At 64.3% G+C, this 19,727-nt stretch carries 17 protein-coding genes; all 17 read left to right on the top strand.

The window, feature by feature from the left end:
• Positions 1-48 precede the first annotated feature (48 nt).
• Positions 49-2,439 (top strand): TonB-dependent receptor, encoded by a 2,391-nt coding sequence (locus LUU92_RS18800; protein ID WP_257102469.1) that lies wholly within the window; start codon positions 49-51, stop codon positions 2,437-2,439.
• A 127-nt stretch (positions 2,440-2,566) separates the two neighbouring features.
• Positions 2,567-3,481, top strand: coding sequence for a Fe(3+) dicitrate ABC transporter substrate-binding protein FecB (locus tag LUU92_RS18795; protein ID WP_371322062.1), 915 nt, complete (start codon positions 2,567-2,569; stop codon positions 3,479-3,481).
• Positions 3,482-3,483: 2 nt separating this feature from the next.
• A complete protein-coding gene (gene fecC / locus LUU92_RS18790; protein WP_257102468.1) occupies positions 3,484-4,473 on the top strand; it encodes an iron-dicitrate ABC transporter permease FecC in 990 nt (329 codons plus the stop codon).
• Complete coding sequence (locus LUU92_RS18785; RefSeq protein ID WP_257102467.1) at positions 4,470-5,438, top strand: iron chelate uptake ABC transporter family permease subunit; 969 nt, start codon at positions 4,470-4,472, stop codon at positions 5,436-5,438. Before fecC ends, LUU92_RS18785 begins: the two co-directional genes overlap by 4 nt.
• A 4-nt stretch (positions 5,439-5,442) precedes the next feature.
• Positions 5,443-6,234, top strand: coding sequence for a Fe(3+) dicitrate ABC transporter ATP-binding protein FecE (gene fecE, locus LUU92_RS18780; RefSeq protein WP_071492162.1), 792 nt, complete (start codon positions 5,443-5,445; stop codon positions 6,232-6,234).
• Positions 6,235-6,739: 505 nt separating this feature from the next.
• Complete coding sequence (locus LUU92_RS18775; protein ID WP_503366963.1) at positions 6,740-8,431, top strand: GspE/PulE family protein; 1,692 nt, start codon at positions 6,740-6,742, stop codon at positions 8,429-8,431.
• Positions 8,428-9,624: a type II secretion system inner membrane protein GspF gene (gene gspF / locus LUU92_RS18770; RefSeq protein ID WP_257102466.1), complete on the top strand. Its 1,197-nt coding sequence runs from the start codon at positions 8,428-8,430 to the stop codon at positions 9,622-9,624. The genes LUU92_RS18775 and gspF overlap by 4 nt, the downstream gene beginning before the upstream one ends.
• 13 nt (positions 9,625-9,637) lie before the next feature.
• On the top strand, positions 9,638-10,027 hold the full coding sequence (locus LUU92_RS18765; protein WP_010209194.1) for a type II secretion system protein GspG: 390 nt from the start codon (positions 9,638-9,640) through the stop codon (positions 10,025-10,027).
• Positions 10,028-10,034: 7 nt separating this feature from the next.
• Positions 10,035-10,460, top strand: coding sequence for a GspH/FimT family pseudopilin (locus LUU92_RS18760; RefSeq protein ID WP_071492159.1), 426 nt, complete (start codon positions 10,035-10,037; stop codon positions 10,458-10,460).
• Entirely contained in the window at positions 10,457-10,789 is a 333-nt protein-coding gene (locus LUU92_RS18755; protein WP_058427615.1) for a type II secretion system protein, read from the top strand. Before LUU92_RS18760 ends, LUU92_RS18755 begins: the two co-directional genes overlap by 4 nt.
• Positions 10,786-11,355: a type II secretion system protein GspJ gene (locus tag LUU92_RS18750; RefSeq protein ID WP_071492158.1), complete on the top strand. Its 570-nt coding sequence runs from the start codon at positions 10,786-10,788 to the stop codon at positions 11,353-11,355. Before LUU92_RS18755 ends, LUU92_RS18750 begins: the two co-directional genes overlap by 4 nt.
• Entirely contained in the window at positions 11,352-12,053 is a 702-nt protein-coding gene (locus LUU92_RS18745) for a general secretion pathway protein GspK (protein ID WP_071492157.1), read from the top strand. Before LUU92_RS18750 ends, LUU92_RS18745 begins: the two co-directional genes overlap by 4 nt.
• Positions 12,050-13,039, top strand: coding sequence for a type II secretion system protein GspL (locus tag LUU92_RS18740; protein WP_071492156.1), 990 nt, complete (start codon positions 12,050-12,052; stop codon positions 13,037-13,039). Before LUU92_RS18745 ends, LUU92_RS18740 begins: the two co-directional genes overlap by 4 nt.
• Positions 13,014-13,616: a type II secretion system protein GspM gene (gene gspM / locus LUU92_RS18735; RefSeq protein WP_102592727.1), complete on the top strand. Its 603-nt coding sequence runs from the start codon at positions 13,014-13,016 to the stop codon at positions 13,614-13,616. The genes LUU92_RS18740 and gspM overlap by 26 nt, the downstream gene beginning before the upstream one ends.
• Positions 13,613-14,131 (top strand): type II secretion system protein, XpsN-like, encoded by a 519-nt coding sequence (locus LUU92_RS18730; RefSeq protein ID WP_071492154.1) that lies wholly within the window; start codon positions 13,613-13,615, stop codon positions 14,129-14,131. Before gspM ends, LUU92_RS18730 begins: the two co-directional genes overlap by 4 nt.
• Before the next feature lie 5 nt (positions 14,132-14,136).
• The gene (gene gspD / locus LUU92_RS18725) at positions 14,137-16,248 is read left to right on the top strand and encodes a type II secretion system secretin GspD (RefSeq protein ID WP_257103867.1); all 2,112 of its coding nucleotides are present in this window, start codon (positions 14,137-14,139) and stop codon (positions 16,246-16,248) included.
• A 1,079-nt stretch (positions 16,249-17,327) separates the two neighbouring features.
• Positions 17,328-19,721 (top strand): TonB-dependent receptor plug domain-containing protein, encoded by a 2,394-nt coding sequence (locus LUU92_RS18720; RefSeq protein ID WP_257102465.1) that lies wholly within the window; start codon positions 17,328-17,330, stop codon positions 19,719-19,721.
• The last annotated feature ends 6 nt before the right edge of the window (positions 19,722-19,727 follow it).

The raw sequence follows: 19,727 nt of genomic DNA, 5'->3' as shown, positions 1-19,727 counted from the left end.
CCTCGCCTGTCATTCCAGGCAAGTGAACAATATCGAGAGCTTCCGCCAATGCCCGCAGTCCGCCCCTTGCTCAAACTGAGCCTGATGCTGAGCCTCAGCGCCAGCCCGTTTTTCGCCGCCGTCAGCTACGCCGAAGACACCGCCGCCCGGCGCAGCTACCAAGTGCCGGCGGGCAGCCTGAGTGCGGCGCTGACGCGTTTTGCCGGGCTGTCGGGGGTCAACCTGTCGGTGGACCCGGCGCTGGTCAGCGGGCGCAGCAGCACTGGCTTGTCCGGCGAATACGGCGTGGAGGAGGGCTTTGCCCGCCTGCTGCAAGGTTCCGGCCTGCAACTGCAAGCCATGGGCGAGCAGGCCTACATGCTGGTGCCGGTGCCGGAGGGCAGCAGCCTGGAACTGGCGCCCACGTCGATCCTCGGCACCACCGGCCTGTACGACGGCGACACCTACGGCGGTGGCCAGGTGGCGCGCCGCACGGCGCAGGGCATGCTGGGCACGCGGGATTTCATGGAGACTCCGTTCAGCATCACCACCTACACCCAGGAGGCGGTGAAAAACCAGCAGGCACGCACCCTCGGCGACCTGATCGCCGCCGACCCCTCGGTGCGCGCCACCAACCCGGCCGGTGGGCGCTACGAGCAATTCACCATTCGCGGGTTCAGCCTGTTCAACAGTGACGTGGCCTACAACGGCTTGTACGGCGTGCTGCCGACGTACACCATCGACATGGAAATGGCCGACCGCGTCGACATCCTCAAAGGCCCGAGCCAGTTGATCAACGGCATCTCGCCGCGTGGCAGCGTGGGCGGCGGGATCAACGTGGTGCCCAAGCGCGCCACCGACAAGGACATCAACTCGTTTACCGGCAACTGGGCGTCCGACAGCCAGGCCGGCGGTGCGGTCGACATTGGCCGACGCTTTGGCGAGGACAACCAGTACGGCATTCGCTTCAACGGCGTGAAGCAATCCGGCGACACTGCCTGGGACCACCAGAGCGTCGACCGCGAAATGGCCGTGCTGGGCCTGGATTTTCGCGGCGAGCGCCTGCGCCTTTCCACCGATATCGGCCACACCGAGCGCGACACCGATGCCCCCCAGGAGCGCGTGCAGGTGGCGGCCGCTGCGCCGGTGCCGAGTGCCAGCGATGTGCGCCGCAACTATGCGCAGTCGTGGAGCAAGGCTCGCACCAATGACACCTTTGGTACGGTCAACGCCGAGTACGACCTCAGTGACAACGTGATGCTCTACGGTGGCGTGGGCGCGCGCAAAAGCAACCACGACTTCCTGCGTCACGCGGTTTCGGTGACCAATGCGGCCGGCGATTTCAGCGTGCAGCCGCGGGATTTCACCCGCGATGAAAACGTGCGCACCTACACCGCTGGCGTGCGCAACTGGTTCCATACCGGGCCGGTGAGCCATGAGGTCAACCTGGCCGCCAGCTACTTCGACATGGACTTCACCAACGGCGGTGCGCGGTATACGGCGCCGTCGAGCAATCTCTACAACCCGGTGCAGTCGCCGACGCCGTCACGGCCGACGCGCTTCGATCCCAAGGTCTACACCGAAAACAAATTCAGCGGCGTGGCCTTGTCCGACACCCTGGGTTTTTTCGACGACCGTCTGTTGCTCACCCTCGGTGCGCGCTGGCAGCGGGTCAAGGTGACTGACTGGAGCGACGGGATCAAAGGCGACACCGCCTATGACGAAGAAAAGGTATCGCCGTCGGGCGGCATCCTGTTCAAGGCCACCGACAAGTTGTCGCTGTACGCCAACTACATGGAGGGCCTGAGCCAGGGCAAGATCGCGCCGTCGACCTCGAGAAACGAAGACGAGATCTTCCCGCCGTTCATCAGCCGCCAGGTGGAAGTGGGCGCCAAGTACGATGCCGGTGCCTTCGCGGTGACCGCCGCCGTGTTCCGCATCAAGCAACCGGCCTATGAAACCAATGCGACCACGCGGCTGTTTGGCCCCAACGGCAAGCGCGAGAATGCCGGTGTGGAATTGAGCGTGTTCGGCGAACCGCTCAAGGGCTTCCGCCTGCTGGGCGGGGTGATGTACATCGACAGCAAACTCAAAGACACCACCAATGGCACCTGGGACGGCAACCGTGCGCCGGCCACGCCCAAGTACAACGTCAACCTCGGCGCCGAATGGGACGTGCCGGGCCTGGAAGGCCTGACGTTGACCAGCCGTGGCATCTACTCCAGCTCGCAGTACCTGGACCAGTCCAATGTCAAGGAAATCGACGCCTGGAACCGCCTCGACGTCGGCGCACGCTATGGCTTCAAGGTGGATGACAAGCACATCACCCTGCGGGCGAATGTGGAGAACGTCGCCGATAAACGCTACTGGAGCTCGGCCGGTGCATCGGATGACAGCGAGCCGGGGCTGACCCTGTCGACACCGCGCACCTACCTGCTGTCGGCCACCGTCGACTTCTGACACTGGGCTGTGCAGGTTATAAATGAGAATGTTTTTTGATCACGCCGCGCCGATATGGAATAGTACCCGCCGTTTTCCCCGGCCTGCCTAGCCGGGGTGTTTTAACGCCGAGGTCCTTGTCATGCGAATGCTGCGTTCCATCCCCACCCTGGCCGCCTGTGTCCTGGCGTTCTCGTCCAGCCTGCTGAGCGCCGCCCCCATCGACCTCAACGACGGCCAGCACGCCGTGCATCTGCCCGATGCCCCCAAGCGCGTGGTGGTGCTGGAGTTTTCCTTTCTCGACAGCCTGGCCGCCGTTGACGTCACCCCGGTCGGCGCCGCCGATGATGGCGATGCCAACCGCGTGTTGCCCCGCGTACGCCAGGCCATCGGCCAATGGCAGTCGGTGGGCCTGCGCTCGCAGCCGAGCATCGAGGAGATCGCCCGGCTCAAGCCCGATCTGATCGTGGCCGACCTCAATCGCCACCAGGCGCTGTACAGCGACCTGGCGAGCATCGCGCCGACCTTGCTGCTGCCGTCCCGTGGCGAGGATTACCAGGGCAGCCTCAAATCCGCCGAACTGATTGGCAAGGCCCTCGGCAAGAGCGCGCAGATGGAGGCGCGCATCCAGAAGAACCGTGAAAACCTCAAGGCCATTGCGCAACAGATCCCGGCCGGCGCCAGCGTGTTGTTCGGTGTGGCGCGTGAGGACAGCTTCTCGGTGCATGGCCCGGACTCCTACGCCGGCAGCGTGCTTGAGGCCATCGGCCTGAAAGTCCCATCGGTACGCGCCAACGCCGCGCCCACCGAGTTCGTCAGCCTGGAACAGTTGCTGGCCCTCGACCCGGGTTGGTTGCTGGTCGGTCATTACCGTCGCCCCAGCATCGTCGACAGCTGGAGCAAGCAGCCGTTGTGGCAAGTGCTCGGCGCCGTGCGCAATAAGCATGTGGCCGAAGTGGATGGCGACAGCTGGGCGCGCAACCGTGGCGTGCTGGCGTCGGAGCAGATCGCCGAGGATGCGCTGGCGATTCTCAAGGGCGGTAAAGCCGTATTGAGCCAATAACCGTGCAACGCAGTTTCGCCGCCGTTGGCATTCTGCTGTCGGGTGCCGGGTTGTTCTGGCTGTCGCTGTACAGCTGGTCGCCATTTACCCTGACAGCGACGGATGCGTGGAATGGCCTGGTTCACCAGGGCCGCGTCGGCGGCAACATGGCCTATATCGTCGCCCAGTTGCGTGTGCCACGGGCCGTGTGTGCCGCGTTGGTCGGTGCCTGCCTGGGCCTCGCGGGGGCGCTGATGCAGGGCATTACGCGCAACCGCCTGGCCTCGCCGTCGCTGTTTGGCGTGACGGCGGGCGCCGCGCTGGGACTGGCCCTGTTTTCCACCGGCCTGGTCGCGCCGCCCTTTGCTGGCGGTGCGCTGCTGATGACCTGCCTGGGCGGAGCGCTGGCCTGGATCACCGTGTTCAGCCTGGGCGGTGCCTGGTCGCCGACCACGGCCCAGGGCCGTCTGGTTTTGGCTGGCGTGGCCGTGGCGGCGTTGTGCGCCGCGTTGACCCGGCTCACAGTGATCCTGGTCGAGGCCCAGGCGCAAAGCGTGCTCAACTGGCTGGCCGGTTCACTGGCCAATGTCGGCGCTGCGCAGGTGCAACTGCTCTGGCCATGCACCTTGATCGGCGGCCTGTGGGCACTCTGGTGTGCGCCGCGCCTGAACCTGATCAACCTTGGCGAAGACGCCGCACGCTCGCTGGGCGTCGGCATCGCCAGCCTGCGCCTGCAGGTGTTTGTCGCCAGTTTGCTGCTGGTGGGCGCCACCGTGTGTGCGGTGGGACCGATCGGGTTTGTCGGGCTGATCGCGCCGAATATCCTGCGTCAGTTCCTGGGCAATGACTACCGCTGGCTGATCCCGCTGAGCGCCACATTGGGCGCGGTGATCGTGCTGGGGGCCGACCTGCTCAGCCGCGCCGTTGCCTTCCCGGTGGAAACGCCGGCGGGAGTGGTCACCGCGCTGATCGGCGCGCCGTTTTTCCTCTTTCTTGCCAGGCGCGCCCTATGATCCGCCCACGACTGCGCTTGTGGCTGCTGCTCGGCCTGTTGCTGCTGGCAACCGGGGTCAGCCTCAGCGCCGGCACCCTGTGGCTCACGCCGCACACCGTTTTCGAACGCCTGCTGGCCCACGACGCCCTCGACTTTGAAGTGTGGAACCACCGTCTGCCACGCAGCCTGATCGCGATTCTCGCCGGTGCGGCCTTCGGCCTGGCCGGGGCGATTGTGCAGGGCGTGATCCGTAATCCGCTGGCCTCGCCGGAGATCCTCGGCGTAACCCAAGGCGCCGGGCTCGCGCTGACCGTGGCGATCATCAGTTGGCCACACCTGCCGATTGCGTGGCTGCCGCTGGTGGCTTGCCTGGGCGGGGCGGGTGGTGCGCTGTTGTTGGCGCTGTACAACACCGGCGTGATTTTTTCCGGGGTGCGCTTTGCGTTGTCCGGGGTGGCGATTGCGGTGACCTTGTCCAGTGTCACCGAGTTTCTGATCCTCTCTCACCCCTTGGATATCAACACCGCGCTGCTTGCGCTGACCGGCAGCCTGTGGAGTCGCAACTGGCACCATGTGGCGCTGGTGTTGCCGTTCCTCGTATTGATCCCCGTGGGCCTGTGCCTGGCCAAGCCGCTCAACCTGATCGCCTTGGGCGATGAGGCGGCCCACAGCCTGGGCACCGCGCTGAGCCGTACGCGTTGGTCGGCGATGGCCTGCGCGGTGTTGCTCACCAGCCTGGGCGTGGGGGTGATCGGTCCGATTGGCTTTATCGGCCTGGTCGCGCCGCACATGGCGCGCCGGCTGGTGGGCGGGCATCACCAGTACCTGCTGCCGGCGGCGATGCTGATCGGTGCGTTGCTGCTGGTGCTCGCCGATACGCTGGGGCGCACGCTGATCGCGCCCAGCGAAATCCCCGCCGGGGTGCTTACGGCGGTGATCGGCGCGCCGTATTTTCTTTGGTTGCTGGCACGGTTCAGGGGTTGATGACATGAGTATTCTCCAGGCACGTGAGCTGGACATCGGCTACGGCGCCACCCGTATCGTGCAAGGTCTGTCCTTTGCACCGCCCGCCGGCAAGGTCACCGCGTTGATCGGCCCCAATGGCTGCGGCAAGTCCACCTTGCTCAAGGCCTTCGCGCGCATCCTCAAGCCGACTCAGGGCGAGCTGACCCTGGATGGCCAGGCCTATGCCAGCCTGTCTGCCCGCCAGTTGGCCCGGCACATCGCATTCTTGCCGCAAGTGTTGCCGGTGCCGGAAGGCGTCAGCGTGCGCCAGTTGGTTGCCTATGGCCGCAGCCCGCATAACTCGCTGTGGGGACGCCTGAGCGGCAGTGATCAAGCTCACGTGAGTCAAGCCATGCAGCGCCTGGAACTGGACGTGCTGGCTGATCGCGCCCTCGCGGACCTGTCCGGCGGCCAGCGCCAGCGTGCCTGGCTGGCGATGGTGTTGGCGCAGAATGCGCCGGTGGTGCTGCTGGATGAACCCACCACTTACCTCGACATCAGCCATCAGGTCGAACTGCTCGACCTGATGGGCGAACTGGCTGCCGAGGGCAAGACCGTGATCACTGTGCTGCATGACATCAACCAGGCCTGCCGTTATGCCGATCACCTGGCGGTGATGCACGGCGGCAAACTGGTCGCTGATGGCACACCGGCGCAGGTGGTCAGTGCCGAGTTGATGCGGCGGGTATTTGAGGTGCAGGTACAGGTGATGCAAGAGCCGGTCGCCGGCACGCCGATGTGCCTGGTTGAAAAAAGCACTCGGGCCAAGGCCTGATCAAGATCAAGACCGACTCGCTTCGCATCGTGTGTACGGTTTTCGTTCTGTGTAGCCGGCCTGCTGTGGTGGGCCGGCCTGCTGTGGCGAGCGGGCTTGCCCCGCGTTGGGCTGCGAAGCAGCCCCAAAAACAGTCACGCAATCCAATCAGCGCGCTCCCACATTTCAACGCTCGATAATCCTGGTGAACGGCCACTCGAAAGTGCGAGTGTGCTCCGCGTCGCAGGTGAAGTAAGTCCTGTGAATTTATTGGGCTGCCGTTTAATTGTGGCAAAGCGCACAAGTGGCGAATTGCAACTAGCGAAGTAGTGGCTATTAGCTGCTAAGGCTCTGTCACGGGGTTCTTGGTCATTGTGTTTATTTTATTCCCCTCTTTCAGGAACTAGCGCTATAACTTCCAGTCGATAACCCCGGCTTGCTCTCGCTTGGGTTATGGCTAACTAATGGCATGTTTAAGTAGTTCTAAATAGCCATACTTTCTCGCAATACTAGATACCTCAACGTTATGTCGTCAGCGCCTATCGATGCCTGCCAGATGCAGATCCCGCACACCGACCAGGTGTGTGCGTGGTTGATGCAGCATGCTGGGCTGAAAACGGTAGACCTGGAGCGCGCCCGGCGCTTGCCGTCGGATGACCTGCTAAGCCTGCTGACCCGCCTGGGCCTGGTTTCCGATATCGAACTGGCCCGCGCCTGGGCGGCGTTGCTCGGTGCGCCGCTGTTGCTGGCGGACGCCGCGCCGCCGTTGCTCGATCCCTTGCCTGCCCTGACTGAACGCTTCATGCGCCATTACCAGGTCGCGCCCATGGGCTGGACCCAGGGTGGCCTGCGCGTGCTGGCCGCCAACCCGGCGCTGCGCTATCCGTTCCAGGCCCTGGCCTATGCATGCCAGGTGCCGGTGTGGCTGGCCATCGGTCCGCGCACTGAGGTCGACACACTGATCGAGCGCTACTACGGTCAGGGCCGTTCGGCCATGGGCACGCTGATCGAAAACCTCGATGAACAGGGCGGCGCCCAGGACGATATCGAACACCTCAAGGACCTGGCCTCCGAAGCGCCGGTGATCCGCCTGGTCAACCTGATCCTGCAACGCGCCGTGGAGCAACGTGCTTCGGACATCCACATCGAACCCTTCGAACACCAACTCAAGGTGCGCTACCGCATCGACGGTGTGCTGCATGACGCCGAAGCGCCGCCGGCCAGTTCCTCGGCGGCGGTGATTTCGCGGGTGAAGATCATGGCGCGGCTGGACATCGCCGAGCGCCGGTTGCCGCAGGACGGGCGCATCATGCTGCGTATCCAGGGCAAGGAACTGGACCTGCGGGTGTCCACGGTGCCCACCAGTTTCGGCGAGTCGGTGGTGCTGCGCCTGCTGGACCGGCAAACCGTGCAGTTCGACTTTCCCAGCCTGGGCTTCGACGGCCAGCGCCTGGCCGCCTTCCTCGACCTGCTGGAACGGCCCCACGGCATCCTGCTGGTCACCGGGCCCACCGGCTCCGGCAAGACCACCACGCTCTACACCGCGCTGTCGCGGCTCAACACCGCCGAGCGCAAGATTATCACCGTGGAAGACCCGGTGGAGTACCAGCTCGAAGGCATCAACCAGATCCAGGTCAAGCCCGCCATCGGCCTGGACTTCGCCGGGGCGTTGCGCTCCATCGTGCGCCAGGACCCGGACGTGATCATGATCGGCGAGATCCGCGACCTGGAAACCTGCCGCATCGCCATCCAATCTTCCCTCACCGGGCACCTGGTGCTCTCCACCCTGCACACCAACAGCGCCTCCGCGAGCATCACGCGGCTGCTGGACATGGGCGTGGAAAGCTACCTGATCGCCTCGACCGTCAGCGGCATCCTCGCCCAGCGCCTGGTGCGGCGCCTGGACCCGGCCACGCGTGTCGCTTTCGAAGCGCCGCCCGAACTGATCGCCGAACACGGCCTGGATCGCCTCACCGAACAACGCCCGATCCTGCTCTATCGCGGCGCCTATCACGGCCGCAGCGCCCTCACCGAACTGCTGGTGATGAACGACGAACTGCGCAGCCTGCTGATGCGCCACGCCGATGCCTCGACCCTGGAGCAGGCCGCGCGCCGCGCCGGTTTGCGTACCTTGTATGAAGAAGGTTTGCGCCAGGCACTGGCGGGGATTACTTCGCTGGAAGAAGTGCTGCGCGTGACCCGTGGAGAGGACGCGTGAGCCTGTTCAGATACCGCGCCCTGGACAGCCAGGGCACGCCGCAGAACGGTACGTTGGAGGCCACCGATCAAACCGCTGCGGTGGCGGCGCTGCACAAGCGCGGGTGGCTGCTGTTGCACATCGAACCGGCCGGCAGCCTTGGCCTGCGCACGGCACACAGGCCGTTGAAGGGCCAGGCGTTGGTGAGTTTTACCCAGCAATTGGCGACGCTGCTGGGAGCGGGCCAGCCGCTTGAGCGCTCGTTGAGCCTGCTGCTCAAGCAGCCCGGCCCACCCCAGGTACGTGCGCTGATCGAGCGCCTGCGCGACCGCGTCAAGGCCGGCAAGCCATTGTCCGCCGCGCTGGAGGAAGAGGGTGCGGCGTTCTCGCCGTTGTACCTGAGCATGGTGCGCGCCGGTGAGGCCGGTGGCGCGCTGGAAGGAACCCTGCGCCAACTCAGTGATTACCTGGAACGCAGCCAATTGCTGCGTGGCGAAGTGATCAATGCGCTGATCTATCCGGCGTTCCTGGTGGTGGGCGTGCTGGGATCCCTGGCGTTGCTGCTGGCGTATGTGGTGCCGCAGTTCGTGCCGATCTTCCAGGACCTGGGCGTGCCGATTCCACTGATCACCGAGGTGATCCTGGCCCTTGGAACGTATCTCGGCGCCTATGGCCTGGCGCTGTTGGTCGGGTTGATCGTGATCGTCTGGTTGGGGGCCGCGCGCTTGCGCGATCCGCTGTTTCGCGAGCATTGCGACCGGCGGCTGCTCGGTATTCGCGTGGTCGGCCCGTTGCTGCAACGCGTCGAGGCGGCGCGTCTGGCACGCACCCTCGGCACGCTGCTGAGCAATGGCGTGGCGTTGCTGCAGGCCTTGGTGATTGCGCGGCAAGTCTGCACCAACCACGCTTTACAGGCGCAGGTCGGGCGTGCGGCGGAATCGGTAAAAGGCGGCGGCACCCTCGCCAGCGCGTTCGGCAGCCAGCCGCTGTTGCCCGAACTGGCCCTGCAAATGATTGAAGTCGGCGAACAGGCCGGCGAACTCGACGGCATGTTGCTCAAGGTGGCCGACATCTTCGACGTCGAAGCCAAGCGCGGCATCGACCGCCTGCTGGCCGCGCTGGTGCCGTCCCTGACAGTGGTCATGGCGGTGCTGGTGGCGGTGATCATGCTGGCGATCATGCTGCCGCTGATGAGCCTGACCAGCAATCTATAAAGGAGCTGACCCCATGAGAAAACCACGCCGCCAAGGCGGTTTCACCCTGTTGGAAATGCTCGCGGTGATCGTGCTGCTGGGCATCGTCGCCACCATCGTCGTGCGCCAGGTCGGCGGCAATGTGGACAAGGGCAAGTACGGTGCGGGCAAGGCCCAGTTGGCCAGCCTGAGCATGAAGATCGACAGCTACGCCCTCGACGTCGGGGCACCGCCCACCAGCCTGCAACAGTTGGTGGACAGGCCCGGTGGCTATGCCAAGCCGTCGGACCTCAAGGACCCGTTCGGACACGCCTTCGGTTATCGCTTTCCCGGCGAACACGGCGCGTTCGATCTGATCTTCTATGGCCAGGACGGCCAGCCGGGCGGCGAAGGCTACAGCGCCGACCTGGGCAATTGGGAGTAGGGCCGCCATGTTGCAGCGCGGCTTCACTCTGCTGGAAATGCTGGTGGTGATCCTGCTGATCGGCCTGGCTGCCAGCGTGCTGGGGCTGGGCGTGCGCCAGGGCTTGCAGGTGGCGCAGGAACGCCGTGCGGTGGGGCAGATGGTGGAGGCGCTGCGTACCACGCGGGCGGGGGCGATTGTCAGCGGGCAGCCTGCGCGTACCGTATTCGATCTGAGCGACCGTACGTTCCAGGCGCCGGGGCGTGCGTTGCAACGGTGGCCGTCGCGGTTGCATGTCACGCTGCACACTGCCGAACAGGTCGGCCCTGGCGTCGAGTTCTACCCCGACGGCAGCTCCACCGGCGGCAATCTTCTGGTGGCCAGCGGCGCCCGGCGTTGGCGTATCGATATCGGCTGGCTCACCGGCAGCGTGCAATCCAAGGCGCTGCCATGAAGCGCCAGGCCGGTTTCACCCTGCTGGAAATGCTCGCCGCCCTCACGCTGATGGCGGTGTGCAGCACGGTGCTGCTGGTTGCGTTTGGCCAGAGTGCGCGCTCGTTGTCCCAAGTGGCCCACAGCGACCGGTTGACCCACGCGGCGCTGACGATTTTCGACCAGGAAGCGGCGGGGCGCTTGAGCAACGGTGTCAGTCAGGGCGAACTCGACGGCATCCACTGGCAGTTGACCAGCACCCGGCAGCAGGCACGGATTGTGCGCCTCGACCTGGTCCTCAGCGAAGGCTCGCACCAGGCCCGCTTCAGCACCTTGAAGGCGCGCCTGTGAAGCGCCGTGAACAGGGCTTCACCTTGCTGGAAATCCTTGTGGTGCTCAGCTTGCTCGGCGTGTTGCTGGTGCTGGTCGGCGGTGCATTGCTGGGGGCCAATCGTGCCGTGTCCAAGGCCCAGGCATACACAGTGAACCTTGATGAAGTGCGTGCCGCCCAACAGTTCTTGCGCACGGCGATCAGCGAAGCGTTGCCGCTGGCGGTGGGCGAGGGCGATGGTTTCTTTGTCGGCACGGCGCAGCGCCTGGAGTTCGTCTCGACCTTGCCCGGCGTGCTCGGTGGCGGGATCCATCGGTTCAGCCTGCAACGGGTCGAACAGGCGTTGCAGGTGCGGTTTTCTCAACGTGAACCCCAGGTGCTGCTGAACAACATCGAGGCGTTGCAGTTCAGCTATCGCGGTGAGTCGCCGCTGGGCCAACCCACCGGCTGGGTGAGTGAATGGCCCTGGCCCAGGCGCTTGCCTTCGGCCGTGCGTATCGCTGCCAGCGTGGAGGGGCCGGTGCCCTGGGTCACCCAGGTGATTGCCCTGCGCCTGAACCTGTCCAGCGGAAGCGTTGAAGAATGAGGCGCCAACGCGGTGCAGCGTTGCTGCTGGTGCTGTGGGTACTGGCGCTGCTCAGCGTGTTGCTCGGCGGCCTGGCTGGCTGGGTACAGCTGGAAAGCCGCCAGGCCCTGTGGCTGCGCCAGCACACCCAGACCGTATTGGCCGCCGAAGCCGGCATCGCGCTGGTCATGGCCGAGCGGCACTGGGTTGCCGATGGCCGCGATATCCCCCTGAGCTTTGACGACGCCATCTTGCACGTGAGCCTGCGCAGCGAGCGCGGCAAGCTCTACCTGATCAACGCTGATGCCCAGGACTTCACGCGCCTGGCCCTGGCCTGTGGCGCTACGCCGGCCCAGGCCAGGCAACTGGCCACGGCCCTCGAAGCACGACGCAACCAGGGCCTGGCGCCGTTGCGGGTGCTGGAAGAAGTACGCCAGTTGCCCGGCATGACGCAAACCCTCTACAGCCGCTTGCTGCCCGAAATCACCTTGTGGAGCGACCTGGACCGCCCTGATCCCGCCTTCGCCAGCCCGCTGATGCGCAAGGCGCTGAACCTGCCGCGCCAGGACGCCGAAGGCGTGGACCCCGGCGAAGTGCTGGTGGTGGACAGCCGCGCCGAGCGGCCCGGCGGTTATCAGGCGCGGCTTCAAGTCACCGTTTTATTGAGCCCATCGGAGGACAGCGCACAACCCTACCGGGTGTTGCGTTGGCAAGAATGAATCGACTGGAACCCATCGCCCGGCACTGGCGCGGCAGCCTGCTGCAACAGGGTTGGCAGGCATGGATCGCGGAGTTGCGCGCCTGTGTACCTGCGTGGCTGGCGTGGCAAGAGCCGCCCGAGCAGATCCATCACTGGCCATTGAGCGCGCCGGTCGCAGCAGCCAGCACGCGCCAGGTGCTGATGCTCGGCGCCGACGCTGTGCTGGTGCAAACCGTACAACTGCCCCTGGCGGCCGCGCGCAACCTCAGCGCCGTGGTCGGTTATGAGCTGGACCGCTACACGCCATTCGAGGCGGACCAGCTCTACTTTGTGGCGCGTCAGGAGCGGCGCACGCCCACCCACCTAGAGGTGACAGTGGTGGCGATCCTGCGCGAGCGCCTGGACCGGATCCTTGCCGACTGTGCCACCCTCGGCCTGCATCCCCACCGCGTGGATGCGGCCGACCTCGGCGTTGATCTGCTGCCCGCGCCACTGCGCCCGCAGCGGCCCACCGGCATGGGCCTGCAACGCAGCCTGCCGTGGCTGTGCGGGGCGTTGCTGATCGCGGCGATGCTGCTCTGGCTCAACGACCGCCAGCGCGTTATCGACGTGATGCACGCCAGCGTCCAACGGCAAAAAGCCGAGGTCGCCGAGGTGCACGCGCTGCGCCAGCAACTGCTCAATACCCGCGGCGCCGCGCAGTACCTCACCCGGCGCAAACTGGCGCAACCGCCACTGGCGGCGCTGCTCAACGACCTGACCACCTGCCTGCCCGCCGACACCTGGCTGGATCAACTGGACGTGAAGGATGGTGAAATTTCCATCTCCGGCCAGAGTGCCAAGGCCAGTGCGCTGATCACCCGCATCAAGGGCTGCCGCAGCCTGGAAAACGCCCAGTTCGAAGGGGTGATCCAGCCCGATGCGCGCACCGGCAAGGACCAGTTTGCCTTGCGCGCCCACCTACGCCAGGAGACCGCCGATGCGCCGACCCCTCACACCCCGTGAACGTCGCGGCGCGGCCTTGCTGCTACTGGCCGTGGTGGTCGGCGCGGCCTACTGGCTGTTGGTCGACAGCTGGTTTGCCGGCCCCTTGCGTGACATGGGCGAACAGGCCGAACAACTGCGCGAGCAACAGCAACGTTATGCCGGTGTATTGCGCCAACGCGATGCGTTACGCCAACAGCTTGAGCAAGCCCGCCAGGACCCCGCCAGCAGCACCAGCCTGCTGCCGGGGGACGACCCGGACGTGGTCGCCGCCGATCTGATGCAGCGCCTCGCTGACCTGATCAATAGCCACGCCAACCTCGGCGGCGGGTGCAGCCTGACCCAGCGCAAGCCCATCACCGCGGAGCAGGACGATGGCGAGCCTTATCGCCAGGTCAAGGTCAGCCTGACACTCGATTGCGCCATCGAACCCCTGGAAGCGCTGCTGCATGAGCTGGAGTACCAGCCGCCGTTCCTGTTTGTGGATGAGTTGCGCATCCGCCGCAGTCAGCAGGCGCCGGCCAGTGGTGGTGCGGGCAAGCTGGTGGTGCACCTGCTGGTGCGCGGCTACCTGCAACCGTCGCGGGTGACGCCATGATGAGCCGGTTGCGCCCCGTGGAGTGGGGCTTGCTCGGCCTGTCGGGGTTGCTGGGCGTGTTGATGGCGGTGATCCTCAGCAGCCTCGGTGATGAACCGCAATGGCTGCCCGAAGCGCCTGTGCGCGCCCATCCCACTCCTCGAGTACAAGGGCTGCCCAGTGTGCCGTTGGACAACCTGGCCGCGACGTGGCAAGCGCCGCTGTTCAGCCCGGATCGCAGCCCGGATCGTGTGGTGGGCAAGGCACAGGTCAGCAGCCTGGCCCATCTCACCCTCAGCGGCATCATGATCACCGGCAACCTGCAGATGGCCATGCTCAAGCAGGTCGACGGCCCGCTGCTGACCGTGCGCCTGGGCCAGACCCTGCCCAACGGCTGGCGCCTGGAACACCTCACTCCGCAATCCGCCCGTTTCAGCCTGGACGGCCGCACCCAGACCTTGAGCTTCTACGCCAAGCGCTTGCCGCCACCGTCCAAGCGCCCCCCCCTTACTTTGCCCCGCGAGCCCCTCCCTTGATCGACATGCGCACCTCCACGTTATGCCTGGCCACCGCCCTTGCCCTGGGCGGCTGTGGCAGCTTCCCCGACCGTCTCGAACCGGATGATGAGCTTCTGCATGAGGCCATGCAGGGCACTGGCTCGCAACGCCCGCCCGGCGAGGCGCCCCCAGTGGAAGTTGCCCAGCCCTTGGTCAAGCCCCCCGCGCAGCGCCAGTTGATGCGGGGCAACCAGCAGTTCGTGCGTCCGCCGGCGACCGCGCCGGGTGTGAAGGCAGAAGGCGGCGACATCGTGTTCAACTTCGCCGACCAACCCATCGAAGCGGTGATCAACAGCGTGATGGGCGACCTGCTGCACGAAAACTACAGCATCGCCCAGGGCGTGAAGGGCAACGTCAGCTTTTCCACCTCCAGGCCCGTGGACAAGCAGCAGGCCTTGTCGATTCTCGAAACCCTGCTGTCCTGGACCGACAACGCGATGATCAAGCAGGGTGACCGCTACGTGATCCTGCCGGCCAGCCAGGCGGTGGCGGGCAAGCTGGTGCCGCAGATGAGCGTGGCGCAACCTTCCAGCGGCTTGTCGGCGCGGCTGTTTCCGCTGCGCTACATCTCCGCCACCGAGATGCAGAAACTGCTCAAGCCCTTCGCCCGCGAGAATGCGTTTCTGCTGGTCGACCCGGCGCGCAATGTGCTGAGCCTGGCCGGTACGCCGGATGAACTGGCCAACTACCAGGACACCATCGACACCTTCGACGTGGACTGGCTCAAGGGCATGTCGGTGGGCGTGTTCGGCCTGCAACGCGCGTCGGTGGCCGAGCTGATGCCTCAGCTGCAAAGCCTGTTCGGCCCGGACAGCGGCATGCCCCTGGCGGGCATGCTGCGCTTTCTGCCGATTGAACGGACCAACTCGGTGGTAGCGATTTCTTCCCAGCCCCAGTACCTCAGCGAAGTCGGCGACTGGATCCGCACCATCGACGAAGGCGGCGGCAACGAGCCACAGATGTACGTCTACGACGTGCGCAACATGAAGGCCGCCGACCTGGCCAAGTACCTGCGGCAGATCTACGGCACCGGCGCGATCAAGGACGACACGCCGGCCAAGGTTGCGCCTGGCCTGCGCACGACAACCCTGTCGTCACTCAATACGGGTGGCTTGCAGAACAACCCGCCCGCTGCCGAAGAACCGGAGCCGGAGGAAAAGGTGATCGCGCCCACCAACGCGCTGGAGGCGGGTACCCGTATCACCGCACAAAAGAGCAGCAACCAACTGTTGGTGCGCACCCGTCCCGCGCAGTGGAAAGAGATCGAAGCGGCGATCAAGCGTCTCGACAATCCGCCCCTGCAAGTGCAGATCGAGACACGGATTCTTGAGGTCAAGCTCACCGGTGAACTGGACCTGGGTGTGCAGTGGTATCTAGGGCGGCTGGCGGGCAATTCCGGCAGCACCACGGTGGCCAATGCCTCCGGCAGCCAGGGTGCGCTGGGCGGTGGCGGGGCAGGGCTGGGGGCGACGGACTCGTTGTTCTACTCATTTGTCAGTTCGAATCTGCAGGTGGCGTTGCATGCGCTGGAAACCAATGGACGCACCCAGGTGCTCTCGGCGCCGTCGCTGGTGGTGATGAACAACCAGCCGGCGCAGATTCAGGTGGGGGACAACATTCCCATCAGCCAGACCACCGTCAACACCGGGGATGCCGATACCACGTTGAGCAGTGTCGAGTATGTGCAGACCGGGGTGATCCTGGATGTGGTGCCGCGGATCAATCCGGGGGGGTTGGTATACATGGATATCCAGCAGCAGGTCAGTGATGCCGAGAGTCAGAGTGGTACTAGCGATACGCCGGTGAATCCGCGTATCTCGACGCGTTCGGTGTCGACGCAGGTGGCGGTGCAGAGTGGGCAGACGGTGTTGCTGGGAGGGTTGATCAAGCAGGACAACGGGGAGAGTGTCAGTGCCGTACCGTATCTGGGAAAGATCCCGGGGTTGCGCTGGTTGTTTGGGAGTACCAGTAAGTCGAAAGATCGGACGGAGTTGATTGTGTTGATTACGCCCAGGGTGATTACCAGTAGTGGGCAGGCGCGGCAGGTGACGGATGATTATCGGCAGCAGATGCAGTTGTTGCGGCCGGGTAGGTAGGTGTACATATCCGTTTCTTCGGTAACGGCTACTTATGGTTCCGCTCTTACAGCGGCTCACTTTTGGAAAGGCCCAAAAGTAAGCAAAAGGCCTTCGCCCCAACACTCGGCACCTCGCTTAGGCTCGGTGTGCCCTCACTCCGGCTTGAATCCGTGGGCCGCCGCCACGCGCCATCCATGGCGCGGGGCGGCTAACCCGGCGTCCTGCCGGGTTACCCACGGATTCAAGCCTGCGTTCGGCCAGCGTGTTTGACGGGGCGCCCCAGATCAAGATCAAGAGCAAGAGCAAGAGCAAGAGCAAGAGCAAGAGCAAGAGCACGGCGGCCTGGTAGCCGACCTGAGTGGTGTAGATCAAAAGCAGAGCTGGTTGATTCCTCAGCCCAGAGTGGCCGGTATTTTACTGTCGATCTCGGTTAAATGTGGGAGGGAGCTTGCTCCCGATAGCGGTCTGTCAGTTGATGCATCTGTGCCTGCTTCACTGCTATCGGGAGCAAGCTCCCTCCCACAGTTTGATCTCCATACAGCAGTCAGATATCCGCCTGCTTTTGATCTGGCTTTTGATTTTGATCTTAGGCGGCCCCCCAAATCACTGTCGGATTACGGGCACACCGAGCCTAGGCGAGGTGCCGAGTGTTGGGGCAAGAGCCTTTTGGTTACTTTTGGGCTCTTTTCAAAAGTGACCCGCCGTAAGGGCGGAACCATAAGCCGCCGTGACTCAAGTAACGGATATGCCCCAATCCCCAAATCGCAAAAAACATTACTTATATGAATAACAAAATTCATAAATAATGAAATACAAGAATATTAGCTTATGCCCAAATAGCATTATATTTTCAAAACCCATTCCGTTATGTTTGAACTCAACAGCCTACCCCTGACCTCGGATGGTACCAATCTAGACTCGGATTCTGCGCTGCCACCCCGCAGCAGAACCGTTGGAAGGGAGTTCAACGTATGTTGCCAATTCAAACCTCGCCCCACACCTAGCCCCAAATCGCCCTGACACCCCAGAAAAAAACCGAGCACCGCGCCCACCCGCGTGACGGCCCGACTTCGCGATTTGGAAACGCAGGAACCCCTATGAAGCGAGTGCTACAACCCACCGCCGCATTCACCCTGGCCATCTTGGCCAACACCGCACACGCCCAGGATGACAGCACCCTGTCCACCGTGGTCGTCACCGGCAACCGCGGCGCCGAGCAGCGTACCGTCACCAGCAGCCCGGTGCCGATCGATGTGGTCAGCGCCAAGCAATTGCAGAACACCGGCAAGCCCGGCCTCATGGAGGCCCTGAGCGCAGTGATCCCCTCGCTGACCCTGCCGGAAAAAACCGGTTGGGACGCCAGCGGTATTGCCCGAGCCCCCAACCTGCGTGGCCTGAGTGCCGCCGAGGTGCTGGTACTGGTCAACGGCAAGCGCCGTCACACCGCCGCCACCTTGAACATCAACGGGATCAATATCGGTGCGGCCCCGGCCGACCTCGACCTGATCCCCATCAGCGCCATCGACCATGTGGAAGTCCTGCGCGACGGCGCCGCCGCCCAGTACGGTTCCGATGCCATCGCCGGGGTGATCAACGTGATCCTCAAGGCCGACACCAGCGGCACCGCGGTGACCAATATCGGCCAGGGCTATGACGGCAAGAAACAGACGGTGCAGCAAAGCCTCAACAAGGGTTTCGAGATCGGCGACGGCGGCATCGTGCAGCTCGCCCTCGACGCGCGCAGCCAGAACGATGACAACAAGGCCAGCGCGAACGGCTACACCTATGCCCAGGCCTACGAGCAGGCCGGGCGGTCGACCTACGGCGGTTATGGCACGCCCAAGACCAACCTGCTGACCCTGGGCTACAACGCCGAGTTGCCGCTCGACGACAGCCTCAGCCTGTATTCCTTCACCACCTATTCACGGCGCAAGGCCGAGCAGGGGCAGAACTTCCGCCTGCCGACCATCACCAACACCATCACCACCGGGCCCAACGGTTATCCCGGCGGCTACACGCCGACGTGGTTTATCGACGAGGATGATTTCCAGGCGGCATTCGGCGGCAAAGGCACGGTGGGCGAGTGGGACTGGGACCTGTCCACCACCTACGGGCGCAACGAGGCGGAGCAGGGCACCACCCATAATCAGAACCCGTCCCTGGGGGAGGCCACGCCGAATCACTTTACCTCCGGTACCTGGATCGCCACCGAGCTGACCACCAACCTCGACTTCAAGCGCGGCTTCGACATCGGCCTGCAAAAGCCTCTGGACCTGAGCGTCGGCTTCGAGCATCGGCGCGACACTTATGAGGTGCAGGCCGGTGACTATGAATCCTATGCCAACGGCGGCTACTGCGTGGCGCCGGGCAATTGCGCGTCGTCGGGCGCGCAGGTCACCAACGGCATTTCGCCTGACGAAGAAAGCAGCGCGTCGCGCAACAGCTTGGCCAGTTATGTCGATGTGGGCTTCAACCCGGTGCCGGACTGGTACGTCGGCACGGCGTTTCGTTACGAGCACTACAACCAGGGCGTCGGCGCCACGCGCAGCGGCAAGCTGACCACCCGCTATGACTTCACCCCTCAGTTCGCCGTGCGCGCCACTGTCAGCAACGGTTTCCGAGCGCCTTCCCTGGCCAACAGCCTGTTCAGCGCACGCTCCACCACCTATGGCGTGGTGGACGGCGTGTACCAGTCGATCAACTACGGCGTGTTGCCCGTGGGTTCCGCCGCGGCCCAAGCCCTCGGTGCCCAGCAATTGAAGCCGGAGCGTTCGACCAACTTCAGCCTGGGTTTCACCCTCACGCCCACCGACCGCCTGAGCTTCACCGCCGACGCCTACGTGATCAACCTGCGCGACCGCATCACCCTCACGGGCACCTTGCTCGGCCCCGAGATCACCCAGGTATTGCAGAACAATGGCATCCACTCCACCTCCGGCGGGCAGTACTTCATCAATGGCGCCGACACCCGTACCAAAGGCCTGGACCTGGTCAGCAACTACAGCCAGGACCTCGGCCGGTACGGTTCGGTGAAATGGACCGCAGCATTCAACTGGAACCAGACCAGAATCCTCAACTACAAGGAATCCACGGACATCCTCGGCACCTCCTACGAGCTGATGAACCGCGAGGCGCGCAACCTGATCACCGGCGTGCAGCCCAACACCAAGTTGATCCTGGGCGGCGACTGGAGCATCGATCGCTTCAACCTCAACCTGGCCCTGACGCGCTACGGCTCCTACAAGGAAGTGAACTCATCGGCCAATCGCGACCTGGACCGCATCTACAGCGCCAAGTGGATCACCGATCTCGACCTTGGCTACAACCTCACCAAAGACCTGAACATCGCCGTCGGCGCCAAGAACCTGTTCGACATCTACCCCAAGAAACAAGGGGTGCCGAGCAGCACCATGGTCAGCAGCTATGGCGTCTATTCGCCCTACGGTTTTACCGGCGGGTACTACTACACCCGCTTGACCTATGCCTTCTGAGGCCGA

The organism is Pseudomonas extremorientalis, from assembly GCF_024584605.1.
In the GTDB taxonomy this organism is placed as follows: domain Bacteria; phylum Pseudomonadota; class Gammaproteobacteria; order Pseudomonadales; family Pseudomonadaceae; genus Aquipseudomonas; species Aquipseudomonas extremorientalis.
This window is presented reverse-complemented; position numbering and strand designations above follow the sequence as displayed.